Source organism: Paucibacter sediminis, from assembly GCF_030254645.1.
Lineage (GTDB): Bacteria > Pseudomonadota > Gammaproteobacteria > Burkholderiales > Burkholderiaceae_C > Paucibacter_B > Paucibacter_B sediminis.
In genome coordinates this window covers 1,142,595-1,167,168 of the sequence record NZ_CP116346.1, presented here as the reverse complement: position 1 = coordinate 1,167,168, position 24,574 = coordinate 1,142,595, and the positions used below count along the sequence as shown (strand labels likewise).

The following is a 24,574-nucleotide window of genomic DNA, read 5'->3' as shown; positions in this document are numbered from 1 at the left end:
CCACGCCTGGCCGCTGTCGCGGCCGGCGTGGCTGCTTGGATCGGGAGTCAGGAGTGCAGCTTGGCGAGCGACTGGCGGATCTTGGCCGCGTCACGCAGGCGTTGGGCGGAGCCGTCGGCGTCCAGCAGCACCACGGTGACGGGCTTGCCGGCGCTGGTCATGCGCATGGTCAGGCAGCGGCCGGCTTCCTCGGTGTAGCCGGTCTTGGAGAGCTGGATGTCCCAGCCCTTGGCGCCCACCAGGCGGTTGGTGTTGTGCACCTCGCGCGGGCGGCCGTTGACCGGCACCACGTCCTTCTTGTCGCTGGTGATCTGGCTGATCTCGGGGTAGCGCGCCGCGGCATTGGCGATCTTGGCCACTTCCATCGCCGTCGAGGTGTTGGCGGGCGAGAGGCCGGTGGGTTCGGCGATCGCCGTATGGCTCAGGCCGAGGCTGCGGATCTTGGCCTGCACGGCTTGCGTGAAACCGGCCAGCCCGCCCGGGTAGGTGCGCGCCAGCGCGGCGGCGGCGCGGTTCTCCGAGGACATCAGGGCCAGCTTGAGGGCGGCCAGGCGCGTCATCTCGGCGCCCACGCGCACCCGCGAGGCGCTGTGCTTGAGCGTATCCACATCCTCCTGCGCGATGCGGATCTTCTCGTTCATGTCGGGCTTGGCGTCCAGCACCACCATGGCCGTCATCAGCTTGGTGAGCGAGGCGATCGGCACCACCGCGTCGGCGTTCTTTTCCATCAGCACCTTGCCGGTGCCGTCTTCCAGCACCAGGGCATGCTTGGCGTTCACCGGCAGCTGGAAGGCGTACTCGGCGGGCTGGACGGTGACGCTGCCGGCCGCGCGCCTGCCGGCGTTGTCCGCCGCAGGCTTGCTGGCATTGGCCTGCACCAGCAGGCTGGTGAAGGCCAGGGCCAGGGCGGGCAGGGCCAGCTTCCAGCTGGGGGTCTGGTGGCCGGGGGCGGCCAGTCGGTGTATGCGTTTGAGCAAATCGCCTCCTCGGGCGGACAGGGAGAGTTGGGGATGACGGAGGGCCTCGGCCTGCAGCTGGCTGAGTGCGTGCAGGGCCAGGGCCAGACGGCGTGGTTCGCCCAGGGCCTGGGCGGCGATCTCGTCGGCCACCTGCTCGCGTTCGGCGCGCATGCGGTTCGACAGCCACCACACCACCGGGTGGAAGAACAGCAGGGACTCGACCCCGCCCTGCAGCAGATTGACGAGGTAGTCGAGCCTGCGCACATGGGCCAGCTCATGGGCCAAGAGGGCCTCGAGCAGGGGCGCGGGCATGCCGCTGATGAGGCTGGCGGGCACCAGCACCATGGGGCGCCACCAGCCCACGGTGAGCGGGCTTTCCAACTGGGCCAGCACGCGCAGGGCCACCGGCCGGCGCAGGCCCAGGCGCGCGGCCAGCTCGTCCAGGCGCGCCTGCCAGGCGAGGTCGACCTGACGGGCCTGCCGGCGCAGCCGCGCCACCCAGGCCAGGCCCAGACCCAGGCGCGAGGCCATCAGGGCCACGCCCAGGCTCCAGGCCAGCACCAGCTCGGGCAGGCGGGCCTGCAGGCTCTGCCACCAGTCGGGGGCTTCGAGTTCGGCCGCGGCCCGCAGGGCGCCCGGCTCGGCCGCCCGCTGCAGCAGCCAGCCCAGCTGCGCCAGCGGCAGCAGCAGGCACAGCAGCAGGGCCACACCGCACAGGGCATAGCGATGGCGCGGGCTGGCCTGGCGCAGCAGGGCCAGCAGCAGGGCGACGGCCAGGCCCAGCAGCAGGCCCTGCCAGACGAAGTGCAGCAGGGTCAGGCCCAGGGCCGGTATCCACAGGGCGGCCAGCGTGTCCAGCAGCGCGCTCATCGCTTCGGGGCCTCGTCGCCATGCAGGAACTGCTGGATCTCGTCGCGCTCCTTCTTGCTCACATGGCCCTTCAGCGCCGCCATCACCAGGGCCTTGCCCGAGCCCGAGAAGGCCTTGGCAATGAGGTCCTTGAGCAGATGGGTCTGCAGCTGGTCCTGCGCCTGGGCGCTGGCATAGACGTGCGAGCGCTGGCTCTCGTCGCGCGTCAGCAGACCCTTGCCATGCATGATCTGCAGCTGGCGCAGCACGGTGGCATAGGTCGCGTCGGGGCGCTCGCTCTGCAAGGCCTCGTGCGCCTGCTTGGCCGTGGCCGGGCCGATGCGCCAGAGCGTGCGCAGCAGGTCCAGCTCGGCGGCGGTGGGTTTGCGCGGTGGGGTCAGGTCTTGCATGGCGTGCAGAATAAATGTTCTAGAACATGTTGTCTAGAACTATTTGTCTACTTCATCCGGTGCTAGGCTGGCACCCATGCTGATACGCAATATCTGCCTTCCCGATGGCCGCGTCGGCCAGGACCTGCTGGTGCAAGCCGGCCGCATCGCCGCCATCGGCCCGCAATTGCCCGTGCCCGAGGGCGTGGAGCTGCTGGACGGTGGCGGCTGGCTGCTCAGCCCGCCCTTTGTGGACGCGCACTTCCATATGGATGCCACGCTCAGCTACGGCCTGCCACGCGTGAACCAGAGCGGCACCCTGCTGGAGGGCATCGCCTTGTGGGGCGAGCTGAAGCCCCGCCTGACCCAGGAGGCGCTGGTGGAGCGGGCGCTGCGCTACTGCGACTGGGCGGTGGCGAAGGGCCTGCTGGCGATACGCAGCCATGTCGACGTGTGCGACGAACGCCTGCTGGCGGTGGAGGCGCTCTTGCATGTGCGCGAGCGCGTGCAGCCTTATCTGGACCTGCAGCTGGTGGCCTTCCCGCAGGACGGCGTGCTGCGTGCCCCCGCTGCGCTGGCGAATCTGCGGCGCGCGCTCGACATGGGCGTGGACGTGGTGGGCGGCATCCCGCATTTCGAGCGCACCATGAGCGATGGCGCTGCCAGCGTGAGGCTGCTGTGCGAACTCGCGGCCGAGCGCGGCCTGCGCGTGGACATGCATTGCGATGAGAGCGACGACCCGCTCTCGCGCCATGTCGAGACCCTGGCCAGCGAGACCCAGCGCCTGGGCCTGCAGGGGCGGGTGACGGGCTCGCATCTCACCTCCATGCACTCGATGGACAACTACTACGTCTCCAAGCTGATCCCGCTGATGGCCGAGGCGCAGCTGCACGCGGTGGCGAATCCGCTCATCAACATCACGCTGCAGGGCCGCCACGACAGCTACCCGAAGCGTCGCGGCATGACGCGCGTGCCCGAGCTGATGGCGGCCGGCATCAATGTCGGCTTTGGCCATGATTGCGTGCTCGACCCCTGGTACAGCCTGGGCTGCGCCGACATGCTGGAGGTGGCCAGCATGGGCCTGCATGTGGCCCAGCTGACCTCGCAGGCGGGCATGCGCGCCTGCTTCGATGCGGTGACGACGAACAATGCGCGCGTGCTGGGCCTGGACGGCTATGGCCTGGCACCGGGCTGCCATGCCGATTTCGTGCTGCTGCAGGCGCGTGACCCGGTGGAGGCAATACGCCTGCGCGCCCAGCGCCTGCTAGTGGTGCGCCGTGGGCAGGTGCTGAGCAGGATGGCGCCGGCCGAAGCCCGGCTCAGCCTGCCGGGGCGGCCGGCCTCGGTCGACTGGAGCCTGGGATAGGCCCCTGGCCTTCCCTTGAACTAGGGCTGGTGATCGTGGCGCGTCTAGGTATAACCCGTGGCTCAGGTCCACCGGCAGCCGCCGGCGCCGCGCTGTTTCCCCAGGAGCCTCGCATGCGTATCCGAATCGCCGCTCTCGCCTTGTTCAGTGCCCTTGGCGCCCTGCCACTGGCGGCACAGGCCACGGTCTACCAGTTCAATGCCAGCCTCAACAGCGCCAACGAGGTGGGCACGGTGTCCACGGCCACCGCCACCGGTATCGCCACGCTTTTCTACGACGACCATGGCACGGTGTCGCTACTGGACGATACCTACGACTTCTCGATGGCGGTGTTCGGGCTCAGTGGTGGCCCTGGCGGCACGGCGGCGACGGGCTTCCATATCCATGGCGCGGCCAGCGTCACGGAGTCCGGCCCGGTGCGCGTGTTCCTGGATACGGCTCCCTTCAGTTCGCTGAACGCCGGCAGCACCCTGCTGGTGGGCGGCAGCGGCATTGCCGCGCCCAGCATTCCGGCCACCTCGGCGTCGGGCACGAATGCCGGCCATCCGGCCATGTCCTTCCTGGACATGCTGCAGGGCGGGTTGGCCTATGCCAATGTCCACACCAGCCTGAATCCCGCCGGGGCGGTGCGCGGCCAGCTGATCCAGGTGGCCGCGGTGGTGCCGGAACCGGCCAGCATGGCGCTGATGCTCGGCGGCCTGGGCGTGCTGGGCTTGACCGTACGGCGCCGCCGCCGCTGAGGGCCGGCGCTGCTGCCCCATGATGTATCAAGGGCCCGCTTGGCGGGCCCTTGTCGCGTCATGGAGGCTCGCTGAAGAAGCGCTTGCGTTCGGTATCCGCCGGATGGCTGGAGAAGGCGATCGGCAGGCTGGCGGCATGTTGGCGCTGTTGCGCAAGGCGCTCGAAGAAATCCAGCATCACGCGCGGCGAGATACCGGCCGCCAGCAGGCAGCGGCGCGCCTCGGCATCGGCCTCGCGCTCGAAGTCGCGTGAATAGGCCTGCTGGGTCAGCAAGGCGGGCACGCCCGCCAGCAGGGCGGAGAAATCACCCACCACCAGGCCGGCCGCGGCGCTCACCAGGCTGGCCTGCACCGCCAGACGCAGGCCGTGGCGCTGCCGCACATGGCCCAGCTCATGCGCCAGCACGCCCAGCACGGCTTCCGGACGGTCGCGCATCAGCTGCACCAGGGCGTCGGTGAGCACGATGGCGCCGCCCGGCAAGGCAAAGGCGTTCGGTCCCAGTGCGGTGGATGCGGCGCGGAAGTGCAATTGGTAGGCCGGCGCCTGGCCTGGCGGATGGGCTTGCTTCACCAGCGTGGCAAAGCGCTGGCGCAGCGCGTCCTGCTCGGCGGGCGGCAATTCGCTGGGGCGCAACCAATGCGACTCCAGCTGCGCTAGGGCCTGGCCGCCGATCTGCTGCTCGAGCGCCGGCGGCAGCCAGCGCAGCGCCGCTTCGGTGGCCAGCGGCAGGCCCCAGCGCCAGGCCAGCAGCAGCACGGCCAGCAGCATGGCCAGGGCGGTGCCGACCAGGCGCCAGTTCTGCATCCAGCGCACCGTCAGGCTGTCGCGCAGGCCGGAGGCGCGCGCCCAGTCGTCCCAGCGTGCGGCATCGGCACAGCTGAGCACGCCGCCATCGGGCAGCAGGGCCTGGCGCTGGCCATGGCGCTGGCGCTCGGGCCAGCGCACGCTGCCTAGCGGGTATTGGTGGTGTTGCAGGCCGCAGGCCAGTTGCAGCTGGCCATCCTGCAGCTGGATCTCGGCCCGCTGCGGGCGCGCGCTGCGGCCATCGAAGTACTCGAGCTGCAGGCGCGGCGCCATGCTCACAAGCCCATGTCGATGCCGAAGAAGTCGCCCGCGGCGTCGCCGGCGGCATCGTCCTGCGCAACGCTCTGGCGCGCCACCCAGCCGTCGAGATCGCCTTCCACCATCAAGCTCATGGCCTGCAAACGCATGCGCGCGGTGTGCACGGCCGCGAAGGGACGGTACAGGCCCAGGGTGAGGGCGGTGAGCAGCCAGTTCTTCAGCGTCAGCCAGGCCAGCGGGCGCGCCGGCAGATCGCTTTGCAACTGCAGCAACTCCGAGGCGGTGCCGTTCCAGACCAGGTTCTGCAGGCGCGCGCTCACATAGGGGGTTATGAGCGCAAAGTACAGCAGATAGGCGAGCGGCAGCGCCAGCATCATCCAGAACAGCAGAGGCTTGTAGACGGCCACGGCGATGGCGGCCAGCGCACCCAGCAGCGCCAGCGGCAGCAGGGTCAGCAACAGCGCCTTGAGGCCGAGGCCGTAGAAACGTCGCGTTGGCACCGTGAGTTCGGTCTGCTGGTCGGCGTAGACATAGCCGCCATGCTGGTAGCGCTTGATGCGTGCCACGCCCCAGGGCAGCATGAGCAGCATCAGCAGGAAGCTGGCCGCCATGCTGAGCCCCAACAGGAGCGGCATGGGCGCGCGGGGATCGGGGCGCTCCGGCGCGAACAGGAATTGCCCGGCCACCATCAGCAGGGCCGGCACATAAAGCGGCAGCAGGGCCGCATAGGCGCCGGCGCTGCTGCCGGTGAAGCCCAGTCGCAGGCCACGCCAACTGGTGTTGGCGAGGCGGAACTGAAGGCCGGCGCGCCAGAGCGCCGGCCACAATCCGCACAGCAGCGCAAAGGCGGCCATGGCACTCAGCGGCGAGAAACGCGCGGCGAAGCCATAGGCCAGCGTCAGCACCGCCAGCAGCAAGAAGCCGCGCAACATCTTCCAGGGGTCGCCGTGGAAGCCCAGGGCCTGGCCATCGATCAGCGTGTTGCTGTAGAAATAGCTCAGCCGCCGCGCCTTGGCGAAGGGCAGATAGAGCCCCAGGGTCACCAGGCTGAGCAGCAGGTTGACGATCCAGATGCGGAAGTACTCGCTGCCCGAGCCGGTGAAGGCCACGTCGAGCTTGCGTTTGCGGTACTGCGAATGTGGCCAGCCGGACAGATTGCCCAGGGTCGAATCGGCCGCGTTGCGGTCGTTGTTGTTGCTCATCGAGCCTCCCTCGTTGAATATCGCTTGGACGACGATTTGTCGGCACCTCTGATGGGTGCGGGCAAGAGTGTGGCCCAAGCGTGGGGAGGCTGACAAGGCGAGTTTGCCTGCACTAGTTCAGCCCCGGTGTACAGCCTATCGTGCAACGGACCGTTCGCTAGAATCGCGCCGCAACGCACACCTCGCCGTCATGAAGCTCATCGGATCACTCACCAGCCCCTACGTCCGCAAGGTCCGCATCGTGATGGCGGAGAAGAAGCTCGACTATCAACTCGTGCTGGAGGATGTGTGGGCGAGCGACGCCATCATGAAGGTCAACCCGCTGGGCAAGGTGCCTTGCCTGGTGATGGAGGGGCAGGACTCGATCACCGGCGCGGTGTTTGATTCGCGCGTCATCGTCGAGTACGTGGACACCCTGTCGCCGGTGGGCAAACTGATCCCCGAGCGCGGCCGCGAGCGCACCGAGGTGCGTACATGGGAAGCGCTGGCCGATGGCCTGCTGGACGCCGCCATCCTGGCGCGCCTGGAGCAGACCTGGGGCGGGCGCAGCGCCGAGCAGCGCAGCGAGGCCTGGGTGCAGCGCCAGATGGACAAGGTGATGGCGGCGCTCAAGGCCATGAGTGCCGGCCTGGGACATGGTCAGGCCGACAGGGCCTGGTGTTCGGGCAATCATTTCTCGCTGGCCGATATCTCGGTCGGCTGTGCGCTGGGCTATCTCGACTTCCGTTTCCCCGCCATCGATTGGCGCGCCGAGCATGCCAATCTGGCCAAGCTCTACGACAAGCTGAGCCAGCGGCCGAGCTTCGTCGACACCCTGCCTCCCCAGGCCTGAATCCGGGTGGCCTCAAGCCACCGGCAGATCGGGTTCGTGAAAGATGCGCACGCGGTGCAGGCGGCGGTAGATCTGCGCCAACGCCTGCTCCACCTGCTCCAGTGCCAGCTCCCAGAGCTGGGCGATTTCGCGCGGCAGCAGGCCCAGTGAAAGAAGGCTCAACAGCGGCTGTACGAAGGTGGGTTCCTGCCCCGGCTCTAGGCTGCGCAGGCGCAATTGATGCGCCTCTTCCAGGCTCAGGCGCGGCAGTGCCAGTGCTGCCAGCGCCTGCCGGGCGATCATGGGTGACATCAGGGCGCGGCCTTCATAGAGCGCGTCCAGCGCCATGGCCAGGCTGATGCTGGTCTGTCGCTCCATCCAGTAGCCATGCGCGCCGCTGGCCAGCGTGTCGTAGAGCAGCACCTCGTCGGCGCTACTGCTGAACAGCAATACCTTGGGTGCCCAGGCCTCGTGGCGCAAACCGCGCAGCAGACGGCTGACATGGCCGTCGAACAGGCGCAGATCGCAGGCCAGCACGTCCGGGCGCAGGCGGCCCAGCCAGTCCGCGCATTCGCTCAGGCGCTCGCTGCTGCCGGCCAGTTCCCAGTCGCTCTGCAAGAGCGCCGCACGTGAACGGTGGATCGATTGTGTGCAACGGCGTAGCAGGAAGACGGAGCGCATGAGCGGACGAGAAGAGCTGAGGCGATTGTCCCGTTCGGCGTGGCGCCGACAACCCCGCGAGCGCGCGCCCCTGGAACAGGGGGCCGGGGCGTAAAAAAACCCGCCGAAGCGGGTTTTCTCGGTTGTCGGGGTTGATCCGACTTAGGCCTTGCGAGTGGCGCGGCGCGCTGCACCGGCTGCCAGCAGACCCAGGCCCACCAGAGCGATGGACGCGGGTTCCGGCGTGTTACCGCCGCCGCCACCGCCACCGCCACCGCCACCGCCACCGCAGCCCGGCGTGCCGACGATGCAACCGCCAAACTCATACGAGCCGCCGGTGGTGCCGACCGCTTGCCACTTTGAGCCATAGGGGCTGGTGAAGTCGATGCCGTTGGCCGTGAAGCTGCCCAGCGTGTTCAGCACCAGACTGAAGCTGTTGGAGCTGGCTTCCTGTAAGCCGTTGTTCACATTGCCGCCGGTGCAGCCATTCGCGCCGAACACGCACAGGTCGACGGTCTGGAAGCCGCCGGCCATGTTGTCATTGATGGAGGAATCAAACACACCGCTGTTGTCGCTGACGCCGTTCAGCGTGGGGCTGACCACGTCAATGCCGAACGCCATGAAGGCATTTTGGCCAATTTCGGCAACACCGGTCAGGTTGGACACCGTCACGGAGAAAGTCGCCTGACTAGCAGTCAAGCCGGTCAAAGTGAAATCGACCTTGGCTTGCAGATTGGCTCCAGCGATCACTTGGGCGAACAGGATGGAACCCGTCGCGCCAGTGGCGCCGAAGTGAATCGTGTCAGCAGCGGCAGTGCCGGCCATGCCGGCCGCGAGCAGCGAGCCGGCGATCAAGTTCTTGAGCATTCTCATGGCATAACCTTCCTGGACTTACATACGACACACTTGGTATCGCTGAATAAGCAACTGTTGGGCCAGGATGGGTAAGTCCTTGATTTTCAACAACTTGATATCGGGCCTGCTGGGTGGGGGAAGCGTATTTGTAAAGTTTCCCGACGGCTCACCGGCTGACCTTGATGCTGGTCGTACTGCTATTGCCCGCCGCATCCTTGGCCACGACTTGAAGCGTGTGTGTGCCAGCGCCGGCCTTGCGAGTATTCCAGCTGTAGCTCAATGAGGCGCCGGTGGCGCTGGCGGCAAGCTTGCCGTCGATGTAAAGCCGCTGGGAAATACCGGCAGCACCGCTGTTGTCGCTTGCCGAGGCCGAAACGTTGACGCTGCCTGACACCACGGCGCCGTTGGCTGGGCTCAACAGGGCGATGACGGGCGGTGTGGTATCGGCGGCCACGCTGCTGGCGTTGCTCACGTTCACCGATACATCGGCCGACAGGCTGGCGTTGCCGGCAGCATCGACCGCGTATGCGCTCAAGGTGTGGCTGCCATTGGCAAGCTTGGTGGAATCCCATGTGAATGCGTATGGGGCGCTGGTATCCGTGGCGAGAGTATTGCCGTTGACGCGCAACTCGACGCGGCTGACGCCGACGTTGTCGGTGGCGTTGACACTCACGTTGACCTGTCCGGACACGGTAGTGCCGCTCGCCGGCGAGCCAATGCTCACGCTGGGCGCCAGAGTGTCGGCCGCGGTGGCCGAGACCGCAGCGCGTACGGCAGCGGCGGCATTCACACGGCCATAGCCGTAATAGCTGTCGCGCCCTGCCGCGCCGAGGTCCGTGCTGGTCGAATACAGCAGGCTCTCGACTTTGCTGTTGCTGAGGCTTGGCTGTGCCGACATCATGAGCCCGATCACCCCAGCCACGACGGGCGTGGCCATCGAGGTGCCCCACCAAGCCTGGTAGCCGCCGCCGCGCGTGGTGGTCCAGATGTCCTGGCCGGGGGCGGAAATGGTGACGAAGCTGCCATAGCTGGACCAACTGGTCTTGGTGTCGGTGCTGTCCGTCGCGGAAACCACCAGCATCGAGCTGGTTGGCGCGATCCCTTCATCGACCCCATTGTTGCCGGCCGCCACCACGACCAAGCCGCCCTTGCTGCGCATGTAGTTGGCTGCGTCCTGCACAGCTTGGCTGGTGGCAACCCCGACGAAGGAGATATTTGCGACGCGTGCACCCTGGTCGGCGGCCCAGGTGAGGCCTTGAGCCAAGGTACTCCAATAGGTATATGCGTTGGCGTCGGCAATGCGCACTGGCATCAGGCGCGCTTGGCCAGCCAGTCCGGCGACGCCCAAGGAGTTGTTGAGCGAGGCTGTCGCGGCGCCGGCAACGGCGGTGCCATGACCGTTCACGTCGGCTGTGTTGGCGCTGTTGTCGACGAAGTTCCAGCCAGGGACGATGCGTGTCGCCAAGTCAGGATGCGTCGCGTCGACGCCCGTGTCCAGCACGGCAATGGTGACGCCCGAGCCCTGGCTGCTATCCCAGGCGGTGCTGGCTCCCACCTTGGTCAAATGCCATTCACTGCCAAGGTACGGGTCGTTGGTCGTGAGTGCTGCCGGCACCATCCGGTCCAGTTCCGCGAACTTCAGCAGAGGGTGACGCGCGAGTTGGTCTCTGACAGCGCTGGCCGACGCTCCTGCCGGCAGCTCGACCAAGTGCAGGGCGCCACGACCCAGCCTGCGGGCCTTGGCGCCATGCGGCGCGAGCAGGGCCGCCAAGGCTTCGTCCGACAAGCCAGCCCGGGTGCCGATCAGCACTCGTCCCGGTGCAAAGGCGGCTGGCATTGCCGCATTCCCGGCGGCGGTGGACGCGGCCAATGCCGGCATGCAAGCCGTCCATGCCAAGACGATGGGGGCGAGGCGCATCAGGGGCGACGAGGCGGAGCGGTGCTGCATACGTGATACCAGGGCTGCATAGGTGAATCGACGGGCCGGCGGCGCTGCACAAGCGCACGCCTCGCGGTTTTTTGCGCCCACCCCATGGGGGGCGCAAAAAACCGCTGCATTGTGTCCGCTCCCTGGCCACATTTGCCGCGGATCGATGCTGCGGAGATGTGACAAGACGCAATACGGCAGCAATGTGCCGGCTAGCAAGACCTTGCCGTCTCAGGGTAAATCCGGGAGGCCCCGCAAATCAGGGGGCAAAGAAAAACCGGCCGCGAGGCGGCCGGTTTGCTGGGGCAAGCTTGCCGCGATCAGCGGTTGACCTGGATGCTGGTGGTCGTGCTGTTGCCGGAGGCATCCTTGGCGATGGCCTGGATGCTGTGGCTGCCGCTGCTCACCTTGCGGGTGTTCCAGCTGAAGCTCAGCGAGCCGCCAGTGCCGCTGGCCACCAGCTTGCCATCGATGTACAGCTGCTGGCTGATGCCGGCCACGCCGGCGTTGTCGTTGGCCGTCACGCTGATCCCGACGGTGCCGGAAACCGTCGAGCCATTGCCAGGATTGGAGATGGCAACCGTCGGCGCCGTGGTGTCGATCACCTTGGCAACGGTGTTGGATACGCTCACCACCACATTGGCCGAGGTAGCGGCGTTGCCGGCGGCGTCAACCGCGTAGGCCGTCAAGGTGTAGTTGCCGTTGGCGACCTTGGTGGAGTCCCAGCTGTAGCCATAGGGCGAGGCCGTGTCGGTGGCCACCGTGCTGCCGTTCACGCGCAGCTCCACGCGGCTCACGCCGACGTTGTCGGTGGCGTTGACAGTCACACCGACCAAGCCACTGACGCTGCTGCCGCCCAGCGGGTCAGCGATCGCGACGCTGGGCGCCTGGGTGTCGGCCGGGGTCGCGGCCAATGCGGCCGATACGGCGGCAGCGGCATTCACACGCCCGTAGCCGTAGTAGTTGTCGCGGCCCGCCGCGCCGAGATCGACGCTGCTGGAGTACAGCAGGCTTTCGACCTGGCTATTGCTGAGTGTGGGCTTGGCCGACATCATCAGGCCCGCCACACCGGCCACCACGGGGCTGGCTAGCGAGGTGCCCCACCAGGCTTGATAACCGCCGCCGCGCGTGGTGGTCCAGATGTCCTGGCCCGGTGCGGAGATGGTCACGAAGCTGCCATAGCTGGACCAGCTGGTCTTGGTATCGGTGCTATCGGTGGCCGACACCACGATCATCGTGTTGGTCGGGGTGATGCCTTCGTCGATGCCGTTGTTGCCGGCGCAAACCACCACCAGGCCGCCCTTGCTGCGCATGTATTGCGCCGCGCTCTGCACCGCACTGCTGCCGGCCACGCCGACATAGCTGATGTTGGCGATCTTGGCGCCGTTGTCGGCGGCCCAGGTCAGGCCCTGCGCGACAGTGCTCCAGTAGGCGTAGGCATTGGGATCCGAGATGCGTACCGGCATGATGCGCGCCTGGCCAGCCACCGCCGCCACGCCGGCGCCGTTGTTCATGCTGGCAGCAGCGCCGCCGGCCACGGCCGTGCCATGACCATGGACGTCCGAGGTGTTGGAGTTGTTGTCGTAGAAATTCCAGCCCGGCACCATGCGTGCGCTGAGGTCCGGGTGGGTGCCGTCAACGCCCGAGTCCAGGATGGCGATGGTGACGCCGCTGCCCTGCGTGCTGTCCCAGGCCGCGGGTGCGCCGATCTTGCTGATATGCCATTCGCTGCCCACATAGGGGTCGTTCACGGCCATCGCGGCCGGTACACGCTGATCCTGCTCGGCGAACTTCAGCTGCGGGTGCTTGGCCAGCAGGGCGGCGATCGCCTTTTCCGAGCCATTGCCGGGCAGGTCGACGATGTGCAGATCGCTCTTGCCGATGCGGCGCCCCTTGCCGCCATGTACCGACACGATCTTGGCCAGCTCCGCATCGCTCAGCCCGGCGCGCGCGCCGATGATGAGGCGCCCGGGTACATAGCTCGGCGCCAACGGCCCGGCGGCCGGCGGCGCAGTGTCGAGTTCTTGCTGCGGATCGACCTGAGCCAGCGTGCCATCGCTGCGCGTCGGGGCCAGGCGGGTGATGCGGCCCAGGTGATGCCCGTTGATGGTCACCACCACGCATTGGCTGCCTTCGCAATAGCTGAGGGCCAGCTCCTTGGTGGAGGCAGGCCAATTGCTGCGGCTGGTCTCGGCGCAGACCGTGCGCGGTCCCGTCTGCAGGCCGCGGATCTCGCTGGCATAGCGTTGCTTGCCGCTGATCTCATCGCGGCCGATGCTCACCACTTCATCGAAGCGATGATTCTCGACGCGCTTCTTGAGTCGCGCGCGGGTCTCGGGTGCGATGTCCTGGAACCGATCAATGAGTTCGGAAGGCGAGCCCTCGGCGCTCGCCTGCATCGACGGATTCCAGTCGCATTGGGCCGGTGCGGAGGATGCCAGGCTGGCTGCCAGAGCGATTGCGGTCAGTGTCATGATTCAATTCCGATTCAGATTCAGGGCATGCGTGACTGCGGGGTACCGTGTGCACGGTGGGGCGCTTGCCATGAAACAGCTCCCTGAACCAGGGTGCAGTCGTTGCCTGGTGTGTGTAGCTTAATCAGGACTTGTGTGAGGCATGTAAGCCATTGTTGCTATTGGAGTTTTGGCGACGACTTGCGTGAATTCCTGCGCACAATTAGCGCCCCCGAAGCGCTGTCATGGCACCCGCTTCCCAGCTAATTCGGCGCTGTTCTGACGCCAAACCTGCACGTCTCTGACCCTGCTGCACAATCGCCGCAGCTGATCAAGGGAGCTTGCATGGGACTGAAGACGATGTTCGCGCCGCTGTGGCGCTTGCTGGGCAAGTGCTGGTGGCTGCTGGATGCCAGCCGCCGCGCGCTCCTCAATCTGCTGCTGCTGGCCCTGTTGATCGCCATCGTGGTGGGGCTGCTGACCCGCGGCCCCAAGCCCTTGCAGCCCAAGACCACCCTGGTGCTGAATCTGCGCGGCCAACTCGTGGAGCAGTTCTCGGGCTCGGCACGCGAGCAGGCGATGGCGCAGCTGAAGGGCCAGGCGCAGCGCCAGACGCGCTTGCGCGATGTGCTGGCCACGCTGGAGGCCGCCGCCAAGGACGACAACATCGGCGTGCTGGCGCTGGATCTGCATGAATTCGGCGGCGCTGGCCAGGCTGGCCTGCGCGAGTTGGCGGCCGGGCTGGCGCGCTTCAAGAAGGCCAGCGGCAAGCCGGTGCTGGCCTATGGCGAGCAATTCGACCAGCGCGATTACTTCCTCGCCGCCCAGGCCGACGAGATCTATCTCCACCCGATGGGGCTGGTGATGCTGGAGGGCTTTGGCCGCTACCGTAACTACTACAAGGACGCGCTGGACCGGCTGGGCATTGCGGCGAACGTGATTCGCGTCGGCAAGTACAAGAACTTCGGCGAGCCCTATTTCGCTAACGGGCCATCGCCGGCCTCGCTGGAGTCCGAGGCCTATCTCTATGGCGATCTGTGGAGCCGTTTCACCGCCACCATCGAGCAGGCACGCAAGCTCGACAAGGGCGCCATCGCCAAGGGCATTGACGAGCTGCCGCAGCGCCTGGCCGCGGCCAAGGGCGACGCCGCGCGCATGGCCCTGGAGATGCGCCTGGTGGACGGGCTGAAGACGCGCGACGAGTTCCGCGCCATGCTGATGGAGCGCGGCGCCAAGGACGACAAGGGCCGGAGCTTCCGCGCCGTGTCCTACGCCGACTACCAGGCCTATCTGAAGCTAAAGGTCGAGCGCGGACCGGCGGTGGGCGTGGTGGTGGCCGAAGGCGAGATCGTCGACGGAGAGGCCGGTGCCGGCCGCGTCGGCGGCGACTCCACCGCCAAGCTGGTGCGTCAGGCGCGCGAGGACGAGAACATCAAGGCCCTGGTGCTGCGCGTCAACTCGCCCGGCGGCAGCGCCTTTGCCTCCGAGATCGTGCGCCGCGAGCTGGAGCTGACCCAGCAGGCCGGCAAACCGGTGGTGGTCTCGATGGGCGATGTGGCCGCCTCGGGCGGCTACTGGATCTCCATGTCGGCCGACGAGGTGATCGCCGACGCCAGCACCGTCACCGGCTCGATCGGCGTGTTCGGCATGCTGCCCACCGGCGAGAAGCTGCTGGACAAGCTCTCCATCCACACCGGTGGCACCACCACCGCCTGGCTGGCTGGCGCCTACGATCCGCGCCGCGCGCTCGATCCGCGCTTTGCCGCGCTGGTGCAGACCGCCATCCAGCACACCTACGACGAGTTCACCGGCAAGGCCGCGGCGGCGCGCAAGAAGCCGGTGGCCGAGATCGACGCGGTCGCGCAGGGGCGCGTCTGGACCGGCGCACAGGCGCTGGAGCGTGGCCTTGTCGACAAGCTGGGCAGCTTACAGGATGCCATCAACGCGGCGGCGCAGCGCGCCAAGCTGGAGGGCGAGCCACGCGTGAGTTATGTGGAGCGTGAGATGGGCCGGTTCGAGCGCTTGCTGAGCTCGTTCGGCGAGGTGCTGAGCCCCGCGCTGGTCGAGACCCTGCGCGCCCAGCTGGGCCTGCCGCAGCTGCCGGCGGTGCTGCAGGAGGCGCAGGCGGAGCTGGCCTGGGCGGCCGAACTCAGCGAGGGCCGCAAGCCCTTCGCCGCGGTGGTGCACTGCCTCTGCCGGCAGCCTTAGTCCAGCGTCAGCCGATAGCGCTTCAGCGCGACCAGGGCGGCCACGAGCAGAAAGGCCAGCATGGGCCAGAGCTCCGGCAGCAGCTCGGCCGCGCCGCTGCCCTTGAGCATGATGCCGCGCACGATGCGCAGGAAATGCGTCAGCGGCAGCACCTCGCCCAGGTTCTGAGCCCAGCCCGGCATGCCGCGGAAGGGGAACATGAAGCCCGACAGCAGCATCGAGGGCAGGAAGAAGAAGAACGTCATCTGCAGGGCCTGCAGCTGGTTGCGCGCCAGCGTCGAGAAGGTGAAGCCCACACCCAGATTGGCCAGCATGAAGACGCCGATCATCGCCATCAGCAGGCCGAAGCTCCCCACCATGGGCACCTCGAACAGCAGCCAGGCCGCCAGCAAGATCAGCAGCAGCTGCAGATAGCCGATCAGCACATAGGGCAGGATCTTGCCCAGCATCACCTCCAGCGGCCGCACCGGCGTGGCGAGCAGGTTCTCCATGGTGCCGCGCTCACGCTCGCGCGTCATCGCCAGCGAGGTCAGCATCACCATGGTCATGGTGAGGATGGTGCCGATCAGACCGGGCACGATGTTGTAGCGCGAGAGCCCTTCGGGGTTGTAGCGCCGCTGCAGACGCATCTCGAAGGGCAGGGGGCGCGGCTGCAGGGCGGCCAGCGGGCCGCGCAGCTCGCGCGCCAGTGCCTGTGTGCCCAGCTGCTGCAGGGCGGCCAGGGCATTGCCCGAGGCCGAGGGGTCGGTGGCGTCGGCCGCCATCAGCAGGGCCGGGTGCTCGCCGCGCACCAGGCGCGCGCCGAAGTCGCCCGGGATGACGACGATGAACTGCACCTCGCCGCGCGCCATCAGCGCGTCGGCCTCGGCCTCCGCCATGCCGCTGTGGACGATGCGGAAATAGCCGCTGTTCTGCATCGCCGCCAGCAGGCTGCGGCCCATGACGCCCTGGTCCTGCGCCACCACCGCGGTGGGCAGGCCCTTCGGGTCCATATTGATCGCGTAGCCGAACAGCACCAGCTGCATGATGGGCACGCCCACCGCCATCGCAAAGGTCAGGCGGTCGCGCAGCATCTGCTGGAACTCCTTGACGAACACGGCCCACATGCGGGCCCAGCGGAACATGTTCATGCCGCGGCCTCGGCGAAGTTGTCGCGCGCCTTGGCGATCAGGCGGATGAAGGCGTCCTCCAGGTTGCCCTGGCCCGCCGCGAGGCCGGCGGCGGCCAGCACCTCGGCCTGCGTGCCATGGGCCAGCACCTCGCCATAGGCAATGAAGACCAGCTCGTTGCAACGCTCGGCCTCGTCCATGTAATGGGTGGCCACCAGCACGGTGATGCCCTGCTGGGCGAGGGCGTGGATCTCGTCCCAGAACTCGCGCCGCGCCTTCGGGTCGACGCCGGCGGTGGGCTCGTCCAGCAGCAGCAGGCGCGGCTCGTGCAGCAGGCAGGCGGCCAGCGAGAGCCGCTGCTTCCAGCCGCCCGAGAGCGCGCCGGCCAGCTGGTGCTGGCGCGATGTCAGCCCCAGCCTGGCGAGCGCCTGGTCCACCACGGCGCGGCGCTGCGGCAGCTCGAACAGGCGCGCCACGAAGTCGAGGTTCTGGCGGATCGAGAGGTCGTCGTAGAGGCCGAACTTCTGCGTCATATAGCCCACCTGACGCTTCAAGGCCGCGGCCTCGCGGCGGAAGTCCAGCCCCAGGCAGCTGCCCTCGCCGGCATCCGGCGTGAGCAGGCCGCACAGCATGCGCATGCTGGTGGTCTTGCCGCTGCCATTCGGCCCCAGGAAGCCGACGATGCGCCCGCGCCCGACCTGCAGGTCGATGCCGTCCACCACCTTGCGGCCGCCGAATTGCTTGGCGAGGCCGCGCACATCGATGGCCAGCTCGCCGCTCATGTCTTTGACGCCACGACGTCCAGCGGTTGGCCGGGGTGCAGGCGTTCGGCATCCTCGAGGCGCTCGGGCCGGGCCTCGATCATGAACACCAGCTTGGCGCGCTGGGCGTTCGAGTAGATCACCGGCGGCGTGTACTCGGCCTGCGGTGCGATATAGCTGATGCGTGCCGCGATCGGCGCGCCGCAGCCATCGCAGCGCAGCTGCACCGCCTGCTGCAGGCGCAAGGCTCCCAGCGCCGCCTCGGGCACGAAGAAGCGCGCCTTGCGCTGCCCGGCCGGCAGCAGGGCCAGCACCGGCTGGCCGGCCGCGACCCATTCGCCGGGGCGGAAAAAAGTGTCGGTGATGCGGCCCGCCTGCGGTGCGCGCTGCTGCTTTTCCTGCAGCCGCCAATCGGTCTGGGCGCGGCCGCTTTGCGCGGCGGCGGCGAGTGCGCGCGCCGCCTGGCGCTCGTCTTCGCGCGCCGGCAGGCGGGCGCTCTGCAGCGCCGCCTCCAGCTCGGCCACGCGCGCCTGCGCCTGCCGGGCCAGCAGGGCGGCATCGTCGACCCGCGCGCGTTGCACAAAGCCCTGCGCCAGCAATTGCTGCTGGCGCACCAGCTCGCCCTGCGCCAGCTCGGCCTGGCTGCGCGCCTGGCGCAGCTGGGCCTCGGTGATGGCCAGCTCCTCGCGGCGCCGCCCCTTGTCGGTGTTGGCGGCCTGGGCCTGGGCGCTTTGGGCACGCGCCTCGGCCTCGGCATCGGCGGCGCGCTCGAGTTGGTCGTCCAGGGTGAAGAGGGGCTGCTGGGCCTGCACCGCGTCGCCGCTGCGCACCTGCAGCGTCGCCAGGCGGCCGGCCACCGGGGCGGCGAGGTAGAGCGTCTCTCCCTCGGCATAGCCCGACCAGCTCGGTTCGGTCCGGGGGGCGCAGGCGGCCAGGCTCGACAGGATCAGCAGGCCGGCGATGCGGTTGGTTTGTCGTCTCATGCGCTACTTTCGCAAGGCGTCCAGGGCCCAGCCGATGCGCTCGCGCAGCGCGGTATCGCTGAGGGCCTGGTCTTCCATCAGGGCGGACAGGGCGGGTGGCAGCACGCCCAGGGCTTGCACGCTGCCGGCAATCATCAGGGGCGCCACCACCGCGCCCATCAGGAACACAAAGCGCTGCATCGGCGGCTGCTGGCGCAGCAGGCCGGCAGCCTCGGCCTCCTGCATGAGGGCCAGCAGCAGGCCCAGATGGCGCGGTGCGTTCGCGCGCATGAAGTCCAGCGCCACCGGCTCGCCCTGCTGGGCGTCGGCCCAGACGCGCGCCACGGTGGGCCGATGCTCACGCACGAACTGCGCCAGGCGCAGCAGGCTGGCTTCCAGCCGCTGCAGGGCGTTGCCGCTGCGCGCCGCCTCCAGGCTCAGGCCGGCGAACATGTCCTCGTACATCTGCTGCAGCAGGGCGCGCAGAAAGCCGTCCTTGCTCTTGAAGTGGTAGTGCACCATGGCCGGGTTCACGCCGGCATGCTCGGCCAGGCGCCGCACCGACAGGCCGGCGCAGCCGAGCTGGGCATAGAGCGCCCGGCCGCTGGCCAGCAGGGTCAGGTCTTGAGCTTGGGATGGGCGGGCCATGAGGAATTATTAGTCGATCGTTTAATAAATGCAAATCAACCCATCGGCGGCGCTCGGACATAGGATCAACGCGCCTTGAGCCCGGCGTCTATGAGGCTCGAACCATGGAACGGGGAGCTACCATGGACTTGATGAAGTGGATGCGGCACTTCACGATACGCACGCGCATGCAGGGTGCGATCGCGATGGTGCTGGGCATGTTTGCCCTGGTCGGCCTGACCGGTCTGTTCGGTGGCCAGCAGCTGAAGAGCCTCAACACGGCCTTCATGGATCACTCGATCAGGCAACTCACCACGCTCGCGCAGATCCGCGCCTCGCTGGCCGAGGTGCGCCTCTGGGAAAAGGAGATGGTGATCAACTACGAGGACGGCGTGACGGTGCTGAAGGCGCGCGAGCGCTGGCAGGCCGCCATCGTCGCCACCCGCAAGGGCCTGGAGCAGATGCTGGAGGGTGAGGAAGACGCCGGCAACCCGATCGCGCGCGAGGCCATCCAGCTGATGGACGACTATGCCAAGGCCTCGGGCCCGGTGCTGATCCAGATCCAGGATGGCGGCTTCGATACCGCCCGCGTGGCCGACCGCATGCTGGGCCGTGCCAAGGGTTTCATGACCCAGGTGGAAGAGCGCATCAACAAGATCGCGCAGCTGATCGAGACCGAGTCCGGCAACACGCAGCAGGCCTTCGGCAAGACCATGAGCAACATCACCAGCGTCTTCCTGGCGGTGCTGGCCCTGGTGGTGCTGGCGGTGGTGCCGCTGACGCTGATGAACTCGGCCTCCATCACCAGCCCGATCAGCTATGCGCGCACGGTGGCGCAGGCGATCGCGGCGGGCGACCTGAACCGCCAGATCCGCGTCGAGGGCCGCGACGAGGCCGCCGACCTGCTGGGCGCGCTGCACAGCATGCAGGAATCGCTGCGCAAGCTGGTGGGCGAGGTGCGCGCGTCGTCCTCGCACATCGAGACCGCCAGCACCGAGGTGGCGGCCGGCAACCAGGATTTGAGCCAGCGTACCGAGCAGGCGGCCTCGAATCTGCAGAGCACCGCCAGCTCGATGGAGCAGCTCACCGGCGGCGTGCGCGACAGCGCCGACTCGGCCATGACGGCCAAGCAGCTGGCCAGTTCGGCCGCTCAGGTGGCGCAGCGCGGCGGCGAGGTGGTGGCGCGGGTGGTCAGCACCATGGACGAGATCAACAGCAGCTCACGCCGCATCGGCGACATCATTGGCGTGATCGACGGCATCGCCTTCCAGACCAATATCCTGGCCTTGAATGCCGCGGTGGAGGCGGCGCGCGCCGGTGAACAGGGGCGCGGCTTTGCGGTGGTGGCCGGCGAGGTGCGCTCGCTGGCCCAGCGTTCGGCCGAGGCGGCACGCGAGATCAAGGCCCTGATCGGTGCCAGCGTCGAGCGCGTGGACGTGGGGGCCAAGCTGGTGCAGGACGCCGGCGCCACCATGGACGAAATCGTGGCCTCGGTGCAGCGTGTCAGCGACATCGTCGGCGAGATCGCCACCGGCACCTCCGACCAGAGCCAGCGCATCGGCCAGGTGAATGGCGCGGTGACGCGGCTGGACCAGATGACGCAGCAGAACGCGGCGCTGGTGGAGCAGTCGGCGGCGGCGGCCGAGAGCCTGCGCGAGCAGTCGAGGCGTCTGGCCGAGGCGGTCTCGCAGTTCCACCTCGATCAGGGCTGAGCCGCCGCTTCTATAATCCGGCCCATAGCGCCGATTTGTTCCGGATTGCGGGCGCTCTAAAAATGCCGCTAAAAGGGCGCCCGCAGGCCAGCAGCTTCCGGCGTCCGCAATGATCGAGGCGGCGCCGGATTTGTTTTTTCTGAGGGCATGAGATGGGTCAGCTAGGGGCGGTGACGCCACAGCGCATGAGCTTCGCGCAGCCGCTGCCGCTGCGCAGCGGCGCACAGATACGCGACTACGAACTGGTCTACGAGACCTATGGCCAGCTGAACGCGGCGCGCAGCAATGCGGTGCTGGTGTGCCATGCGCTGAACGCCAGCCATCATGTGGCCGGGGTCTACGCGGGCGAGGACAAGAGCGAGGGCTGGTGGGACAACCTGGTGGGCCCGGGCAAGCCGCTGGACACCGACAAGTTCTTCGTCATCGGCATCAACAACCTCGGCTCCTGCTTTGGCTCCACCGGGCCCATGCATAGCAACCCGGACACGGGCCGCGTCTACGGTGCGGATTTCCCGGTGGTGACGGTGCAGGACTGGGTGGACGCCCAGGCGCGCGTGCTCGATCAGCTGGGCATCACCCAGCTGGCCGCCGTGCTGGGCGGCTCGCTGGGCGGCATGCAGGCGCTGGACTGGGCGCTGCGCTACCCGGCGCGGCTGCGCCACTGCATCGCCATCGCCACCGCGCCCTGTCTGTCGGCGCAGAACATCGCCTTCAACGAAGTGGCGCGCCGCGCCATCATCACCGACCCCGATTTTCACGGCGGCCATTTCTACCAGCATGGCGTGGTGCCCAAGCGCGGCCTGCGCGTGGCGCGCATGATCGGCCACATCACCTACCTCAGCGACGATGTGATGGAGCAGAAGTTCGGACGCCAGATGCGCGCCGCTGAACTGGGCTATTCGACCCAGGACATCGAGTTCCAGATCGAGAGCTATCTGCGCTACCAGGGCGACAAGTTCAGCGACTACTTCGACGCCAACACCTATCTGCTGATCACGCGCGCGCTCGACTATTTCGACCCGGCGCGCGAGCAGGGAGGCGACCTCTCGCGCACCTTTGCCAGCGCGCGCTGCAAATTCCTGCTCGCCAGCTTCACGACCGACTGGCGCTTCTCGCCGGCGCGCTCGCGCGAGATCGTCAAGGCTCTGCTCGACAACAAGCTCGATGTCTCCTATGCGGAGATCGACGCACCGCATGGCCACGATGCCTTCCTGCTGGAGGATCCGCGTTACCACGGCGTGCTGCGCGCCTACTTCCAGCGCATTGCCGGCGAGGTGGTGGCATGAGCGCGCAGGCCGTGATGGAGACGATCGCCGCCCTGGTGCCCGAGGGCGCGCGCGTGCTGGACCTGGGTTGCGGCACCGGCGAGCTGCTCGCCTACCTGAAGCAGCACCGCGGCTGCAGCGGCTATGGCGTGGAGCTGGACGACGCCAACCTGCTCGCCTGCGTGCAGCGCGGCGTGAACGCGATCCAGCTGAACCTCGAAGAGGGCCTGTCGATCTTCGAGGACCAGAGCTTCGACGTGGTGCTGCAGCTGGAGACCCTGCAGCATCTGCGCAATACCGAGCTGATGCTGCGAGAGACCGCGCGCGTGGGCCGCATCGGCATCGTCAGCTTCCCCAATTTCGCGCATTGGCCCAATCGCCTGCAGGTGCTGCTGGGCCGCATGCCGGTGACGCGCGTGCTGCCCTACGAGTGGTACGACACGCCCAATATCCGCGTCGGCACCTATGCCGACTTCGAGGTGCTGGCGCGCAAGAACCGGCTCAATATCCTGGACAGTTTCGGCATCCAGGAGGGCAGGGTGGTGCGCAACATGCCAAACTTGCTCGCCAGCATGGCCGTGTTCAAATTTGATCGAGGCTGAACCACTTCACGGGAGCTTTGCATGATCGGCTACACCACCCTGGGCACCAACGACCTGCCGCGCGCCGCGGCCTTCTACGACGAGTTGTTCGCCGTCATCGGCGTCAAGCGCATGATGGATTTCGGCCGCGGCTATGCCTGGGGCACGGGCATGGACAAGCCCGGCTTCGGCGTGATGCTGCCCTTCGACGGCCAGCCGGCCACGGTCGGCAATGGCGTGATGGTGGCCCTGGTGGTGGACAGCCAGGACAAGGTCAAGGCCGTGCATGCCAAGGCCCTGGCCCTGGGCGGCAAGGACGAGGGCGCACCGGGCCCGCGCGGCGAGGGCTTCTACGCCGCCTACTTCCGCGATCTCGACGGCAACAAGCTGAACGCCTTCGTGGTCGGCTGATCAGCTCTCGAAGCGGCCCAGCCGCACCATGGTGTTGCCCGGCAGGCCGTGCTTCATCGAGGGCATCACCAGCACGGTGTTGTCGAACTCGGTGCTGAAAATGGTCTCGCCGTCCTGCGCATAGGGCGTGCCGGCCCGGGCGATCACGTCCAGGCCGCGCACCGGGAACAGGAAGTGGAAGTCGCTGCTCAGCGCCGTCACGGCCTGGTTGACGCGGATGCGGTGCTGCAGCGCCGGCAGCGGCAGGCGCAGGCGCGCCTCGGCCCAGGCCGCATCCACCATGCCGGTGAGGCGCAGAAAGCGCAGCAAGCCGTCGATCGCCACCTCCACCGCGCTGCGCTCCCAATGCTGGCCGCATTCGATCAGCAGCGCATTCCTGGCGCTGGCCGGGTCGCCAAAGCCGCCGCGGTCGCGCATGCGCAGGCCCGAGGGGTGGCCGGTGTCGATCAGCAGATCGCCGGGCATGCCCAGCCGGCAGGCGAAGTCGGCGCCCTTGTCCAGCAGGCCGCACACCATCAGCGGCCGGCAGGCGTCCTGCATGGAATGGATGTCGAACAGATAGTCGGCCGCGTCGACAAAGGGCTGCAGCTGGCGCGCCCGGCGCAGCTCCAGCGAATCGCGCGGGCCGAACAGCACCGCGTCGGCCCAGACGCGGTTGAGGTCCTCGTCCACGCAGCGCGAGGCGTTCGGGTCGGCCGGGTCGAAGCGCTCGAAGGCGGCCACATTGGCAAAGCTGAGGATCAGCCGGCCCTGCAGGGGTTGCAGGCTGCGACCCATGCCCTGCTGGAACAGCCAGTCCAGCGCGAGCGCGCCGCACAGCTCGTTGCCATGGGTGAGCGCCTGCACCATCACCGTGGGGCCGGGCCGGCCGGAGTCCAGCACATGGACGTAATCGACGCCGCTGGCGCTGTGGCGATAGGGGCTGATGTCGGGTGGCAGCAGTTCGATCGGGGCTTCGCTCATGGCCCAGCATCATGCCGTACAAATCTTTACCGCGATCACATGGGGCTGCGAGCTGGGCGCTCCACAGTGGCGACATGACCAGGCGGCCCCGGCCTCCTGGCTGCAATCGGTGAGGGCGCCACAATGGGCGGCCTGCACCGCTTGGATTGTTGCCTCCCCTCGCTATGAAAGTCACCATCATGGACAACAGCCCATCCTCCTCCACCCCCGCGCGCCGCTCGCTGCGCCGCTTCTTCAAGGGCAGCGTGATTGCCGCCTTCGTGGCCGGTGCCGCGCTCACCGCTGGCGTTGCCGCGGTGGCCAGCGGCGCGCCGCATCTGCACGGGCGCCATGCCATCGGCAGCCCGGAGCAGGCAGCCAAGCATGTGGACCGCATGCTGGCCAGGCTCTACAGCGAGCTCAACGTCAACGCGGCGCAGCAGACCCAGATCGATCCGCTCGTGAAGCAGGCCGTCACCGACCTGCTGCCCATGCACCGGCAGCTGCACGAGGCCCATACCCAGGCCCTGCAATTGCTGGCCCAGACGCCGCTGGACCGCAACGCGCTGGAGCAGGCACGCCAGCGCCATCTGCAGCTGGCCGACCAGGCCTCGCGCCGCCTGGTGCAGCTGGTGGCCGATGTGGGGGACCAGCTCACGCCGGCGCAGCGCCAGCAGCTGGTCGACCATCTGGGCAAGCACCACGCGCCCAAGCAGGGCTGA

21 protein-coding genes, 1 pseudogene and 1 riboswitch are annotated in these 24,574 nt (G+C 67.9%); of the genes and pseudogenes, 9 read left to right on the top strand and 13 right to left on the bottom strand.

Going from position 1 to position 24,574, the window contains the following annotated elements:
* Nucleotides 1–47 precede the first annotated feature (47 nt).
* Together PFX98_RS24655 and PFX98_RS05305 are read right to left on the bottom strand one after the other, a co-directional pair.
* Nucleotides 48–1,829: a M56 family metallopeptidase gene (locus PFX98_RS24655; protein ID WP_342399173.1), complete on the bottom strand. Its 1,782-nt coding sequence runs from the start codon at nt 1,827–1,829 to the stop codon at nt 48–50.
* Nucleotides 1,826–2,218, bottom strand: coding sequence for a BlaI/MecI/CopY family transcriptional regulator (locus PFX98_RS05305; protein WP_285234128.1), 393 nt, complete (start codon nt 2,216–2,218; stop codon nt 1,826–1,828). The genes PFX98_RS24655 and PFX98_RS05305 overlap by 4 nt, the downstream gene beginning before the upstream one ends.
* 76 nt (nt 2,219–2,294) lie before the next feature.
* Here PFX98_RS05305 and PFX98_RS05300 point away from each other — a divergent pair, with 76 nt between their 5' ends.
* Entirely contained in the window at nt 2,295–3,563 is a 1,269-nt protein-coding gene (locus PFX98_RS05300; protein ID WP_425334665.1) for an amidohydrolase family protein, read from the top strand.
* Nucleotides 3,564–3,676: 113 nt separating this feature from the next.
* Nucleotides 3,677–4,303, top strand: a complete 627-nt coding sequence (locus tag PFX98_RS05295; RefSeq protein WP_285234127.1) for a CHRD domain-containing protein — start codon at nt 3,677–3,679, stop codon at nt 4,301–4,303.
* 58 nt (nt 4,304–4,361) lie between these two features.
* Here the strand turns inward: PFX98_RS05295 and PFX98_RS05290 are convergent, their stop codons facing one another.
* The gene (locus tag PFX98_RS05290) at nt 4,362–5,381 is read right to left on the bottom strand and encodes a M48 family metallopeptidase (protein ID WP_285234126.1); all 1,020 of its coding nucleotides are present in this window, start codon (nt 5,379–5,381) and stop codon (nt 4,362–4,364) included.
* A 2-nt stretch (nt 5,382–5,383) separates the two neighbouring features.
* Nucleotides 5,384–6,568: a YjgN family protein gene (locus tag PFX98_RS05285; protein WP_285234125.1), complete on the bottom strand. Its 1,185-nt coding sequence runs from the start codon at nt 6,566–6,568 to the stop codon at nt 5,384–5,386.
* Between the two features lie 190 nt (nt 6,569–6,758).
* On the opposite strand from PFX98_RS05285, the gene PFX98_RS05280 reads away from it, so the two are divergent.
* On the top strand, nt 6,759–7,400 hold the full coding sequence (locus PFX98_RS05280; RefSeq protein WP_285234124.1) for a glutathione S-transferase C-terminal domain-containing protein: 642 nt from the start codon (nt 6,759–6,761) through the stop codon (nt 7,398–7,400).
* Between the two features lie 12 nt (nt 7,401–7,412).
* On the opposite strand, the gene PFX98_RS05275 is transcribed toward PFX98_RS05280, so the two are convergent.
* The 4 genes from PFX98_RS05275 to PFX98_RS05260 form a co-directional block, all read right to left on the bottom strand.
* Nucleotides 7,413–8,060: a response regulator gene (locus PFX98_RS05275; protein ID WP_285234123.1), complete on the bottom strand. Its 648-nt coding sequence runs from the start codon at nt 8,058–8,060 to the stop codon at nt 7,413–7,415.
* A 141-nt stretch (nt 8,061–8,201) separates the two neighbouring features.
* Nucleotides 8,202–8,912 (bottom strand): cistern family PEP-CTERM protein, encoded by a 711-nt coding sequence (locus PFX98_RS05270; protein WP_285234122.1) that lies wholly within the window; start codon nt 8,910–8,912, stop codon nt 8,202–8,204.
* A 148-nt stretch (nt 8,913–9,060) separates the two neighbouring features.
* Nucleotides 9,061–10,842 carry a S8 family serine peptidase gene (locus PFX98_RS05265; protein WP_285234121.1) on the bottom strand — a complete coding sequence of 594 codons (1,782 nt, stop codon included), beginning with the start codon at nt 10,840–10,842 and terminating at the stop codon, nt 9,061–9,063.
* A 299-nt stretch (nt 10,843–11,141) separates the two neighbouring features.
* Nucleotides 11,142–13,295 carry an MHFG family PEP-CTERM protein gene (locus PFX98_RS05260; protein ID WP_285234120.1) on the bottom strand — a complete coding sequence of 718 codons (2,154 nt, stop codon included), beginning with the start codon at nt 13,293–13,295 and terminating at the stop codon, nt 11,142–11,144.
* Nucleotides 13,296–13,619: 324 nt separating this feature from the next.
* Here PFX98_RS05260 and sppA point away from each other — a divergent pair, with 324 nt between their 5' ends.
* Complete coding sequence (gene sppA / locus PFX98_RS05255) at nt 13,620–15,482, top strand: signal peptide peptidase SppA (RefSeq protein ID WP_285234119.1); 1,863 nt, start codon at nt 13,620–13,622, stop codon at nt 15,480–15,482.
* Here the strand turns inward: sppA and PFX98_RS05250 are convergent.
* From PFX98_RS05250 to PFX98_RS05235, 4 genes and pseudogenes are all read right to left on the bottom strand, one after another.
* Nucleotides 15,479–16,612 carry an ABC transporter permease gene (locus tag PFX98_RS05250; RefSeq protein ID WP_285234118.1) on the bottom strand — a complete coding sequence of 378 codons (1,134 nt, stop codon included), beginning with the start codon at nt 16,610–16,612 and terminating at the stop codon, nt 15,479–15,481. The two genes, sppA and PFX98_RS05250, sit on opposite strands and share 4 nt — an antisense overlap.
* Before the next feature lie 38 nt (nt 16,613–16,650).
* A pseudogene (locus PFX98_RS05245) lies at nt 16,651–17,373 on the bottom strand (ABC transporter ATP-binding protein); the annotation flags it as partial.
* A complete protein-coding gene (locus tag PFX98_RS05240) occupies nt 17,370–18,335 on the bottom strand; it encodes an HlyD family secretion protein (protein WP_285234117.1) in 966 nt (321 codons plus the stop codon). The gene PFX98_RS05240 and the pseudogene PFX98_RS05245, both read right to left, overlap by 4 nt.
* 3 nt (nt 18,336–18,338) lie before the next feature.
* Entirely contained in the window at nt 18,339–18,962 is a 624-nt protein-coding gene (locus tag PFX98_RS05235; RefSeq protein WP_285234116.1) for a TetR/AcrR family transcriptional regulator, read from the bottom strand.
* A gap of 122 nt (nt 18,963–19,084) precedes the next feature.
* On the opposite strand from PFX98_RS05235, the gene PFX98_RS05230 reads away from it, so the two are divergent.
* From PFX98_RS05230 to PFX98_RS05215, 4 genes are all read left to right on the top strand, one after another.
* The gene (locus PFX98_RS05230) at nt 19,085–20,653 is read left to right on the top strand and encodes a methyl-accepting chemotaxis protein (protein ID WP_285234115.1); all 1,569 of its coding nucleotides are present in this window, start codon (nt 19,085–19,087) and stop codon (nt 20,651–20,653) included.
* A 17-nt stretch (nt 20,654–20,670) separates the two neighbouring features.
* A riboswitch (SAM riboswitch) is annotated at nt 20,671–20,745 on the top strand.
* Between the two features lie 60 nt (nt 20,746–20,805).
* On the top strand, nt 20,806–21,939 hold the full coding sequence (metX, locus tag PFX98_RS05225) for a homoserine O-succinyltransferase MetX (protein WP_285234114.1): 1,134 nt from the start codon (nt 20,806–20,808) through the stop codon (nt 21,937–21,939).
* Nucleotides 21,936–22,520, top strand: coding sequence for a methionine biosynthesis protein MetW (gene metW / locus PFX98_RS05220; protein WP_285234113.1), 585 nt, complete (start codon nt 21,936–21,938; stop codon nt 22,518–22,520). Before metX ends, metW begins: the two co-directional genes overlap by 4 nt.
* 21 nt (nt 22,521–22,541) lie before the next feature.
* Nucleotides 22,542–22,910, top strand: coding sequence for a VOC family protein (locus tag PFX98_RS05215; RefSeq protein WP_285234112.1), 369 nt, complete (start codon nt 22,542–22,544; stop codon nt 22,908–22,910).
* Here the strand turns inward: PFX98_RS05215 and PFX98_RS05210 are convergent, their stop codons facing one another.
* Entirely contained in the window at nt 22,911–23,873 is a 963-nt protein-coding gene (locus tag PFX98_RS05210) for a M14 family metallopeptidase (RefSeq protein ID WP_285234111.1), read from the bottom strand.
* Between the two features lie 179 nt (nt 23,874–24,052).
* Here PFX98_RS05210 and PFX98_RS05205 point away from each other — a divergent pair, with 179 nt between their 5' ends.
* Nucleotides 24,053–24,574 carry a Spy/CpxP family protein refolding chaperone gene (locus PFX98_RS05205; RefSeq protein ID WP_285234110.1) on the top strand — a complete coding sequence of 174 codons (522 nt, stop codon included), beginning with the start codon at nt 24,053–24,055 and terminating at the stop codon, nt 24,572–24,574.

What these genes read in the sequence shown, in the direction of transcription:
- PFX98_RS24655 (WP_342399173.1), bottom strand. Translation starts at nt 1,829, where the DNA reads ATGAGCGCGCTGCTGGACACGCTGGCCGCCCTGTGGATACCGGCCCTG.
- PFX98_RS05305 (WP_285234128.1), bottom strand. Translation starts at nt 2,218, where the DNA reads ATGCAAGACCTGACCCCACCGCGCAAACCCACCGCCGCCGAGCTGGAC.
- PFX98_RS05300 (WP_425334665.1), top strand. Translation starts at nt 2,295, where the DNA reads ATGCTGATACGCAATATCTGCCTTCCCGATGGCCGCGTCGGCCAGGAC.
- PFX98_RS05295 (WP_285234127.1), top strand. Translation starts at nt 3,677, where the DNA reads ATGCGTATCCGAATCGCCGCTCTCGCCTTGTTCAGTGCCCTTGGCGCC.
- PFX98_RS05290 (WP_285234126.1), bottom strand. Translation starts at nt 5,381, where the DNA reads ATGGCGCCGCGCCTGCAGCTCGAGTACTTCGATGGCCGCAGCGCGCGC.
- PFX98_RS05285 (WP_285234125.1), bottom strand. Translation starts at nt 6,568, where the DNA reads ATGAGCAACAACAACGACCGCAACGCGGCCGATTCGACCCTGGGCAAT.
- PFX98_RS05280 (WP_285234124.1), top strand. Translation starts at nt 6,759, where the DNA reads ATGAAGCTCATCGGATCACTCACCAGCCCCTACGTCCGCAAGGTCCGC.
- PFX98_RS05275 (WP_285234123.1), bottom strand. Translation starts at nt 8,060, where the DNA reads ATGCGCTCCGTCTTCCTGCTACGCCGTTGCACACAATCGATCCACCGT.
- PFX98_RS05270 (WP_285234122.1), bottom strand. Translation starts at nt 8,912, where the DNA reads ATGAGAATGCTCAAGAACTTGATCGCCGGCTCGCTGCTCGCGGCCGGC.
- PFX98_RS05265 (WP_285234121.1), bottom strand. Translation starts at nt 10,842, where the DNA reads ATGCAGCACCGCTCCGCCTCGTCGCCCCTGATGCGCCTCGCCCCCATC.
- PFX98_RS05260 (WP_285234120.1), bottom strand. Translation starts at nt 13,295, where the DNA reads ATGACACTGACCGCAATCGCTCTGGCAGCCAGCCTGGCATCCTCCGCA.
- sppA (WP_285234119.1), top strand. Translation starts at nt 13,620, where the DNA reads ATGGGACTGAAGACGATGTTCGCGCCGCTGTGGCGCTTGCTGGGCAAG.
- PFX98_RS05250 (WP_285234118.1), bottom strand. Translation starts at nt 16,612, where the DNA reads ATGAACATGTTCCGCTGGGCCCGCATGTGGGCCGTGTTCGTCAAGGAG.
- PFX98_RS05240 (WP_285234117.1), bottom strand. Translation starts at nt 18,335, where the DNA reads ATGAGACGACAAACCAACCGCATCGCCGGCCTGCTGATCCTGTCGAGC.
- PFX98_RS05235 (WP_285234116.1), bottom strand. Translation starts at nt 18,962, where the DNA reads ATGGCCCGCCCATCCCAAGCTCAAGACCTGACCCTGCTGGCCAGCGGC.
- PFX98_RS05230 (WP_285234115.1), top strand. Translation starts at nt 19,085, where the DNA reads ATGGACTTGATGAAGTGGATGCGGCACTTCACGATACGCACGCGCATG.
- metX (WP_285234114.1), top strand. Translation starts at nt 20,806, where the DNA reads ATGGGTCAGCTAGGGGCGGTGACGCCACAGCGCATGAGCTTCGCGCAG.
- metW (WP_285234113.1), top strand. Translation starts at nt 21,936, where the DNA reads ATGAGCGCGCAGGCCGTGATGGAGACGATCGCCGCCCTGGTGCCCGAG.
- PFX98_RS05215 (WP_285234112.1), top strand. Translation starts at nt 22,542, where the DNA reads ATGATCGGCTACACCACCCTGGGCACCAACGACCTGCCGCGCGCCGCG.
- PFX98_RS05210 (WP_285234111.1), bottom strand. Translation starts at nt 23,873, where the DNA reads ATGAGCGAAGCCCCGATCGAACTGCTGCCACCCGACATCAGCCCCTAT.
- PFX98_RS05205 (WP_285234110.1), top strand. Translation starts at nt 24,053, where the DNA reads ATGGACAACAGCCCATCCTCCTCCACCCCCGCGCGCCGCTCGCTGCGC.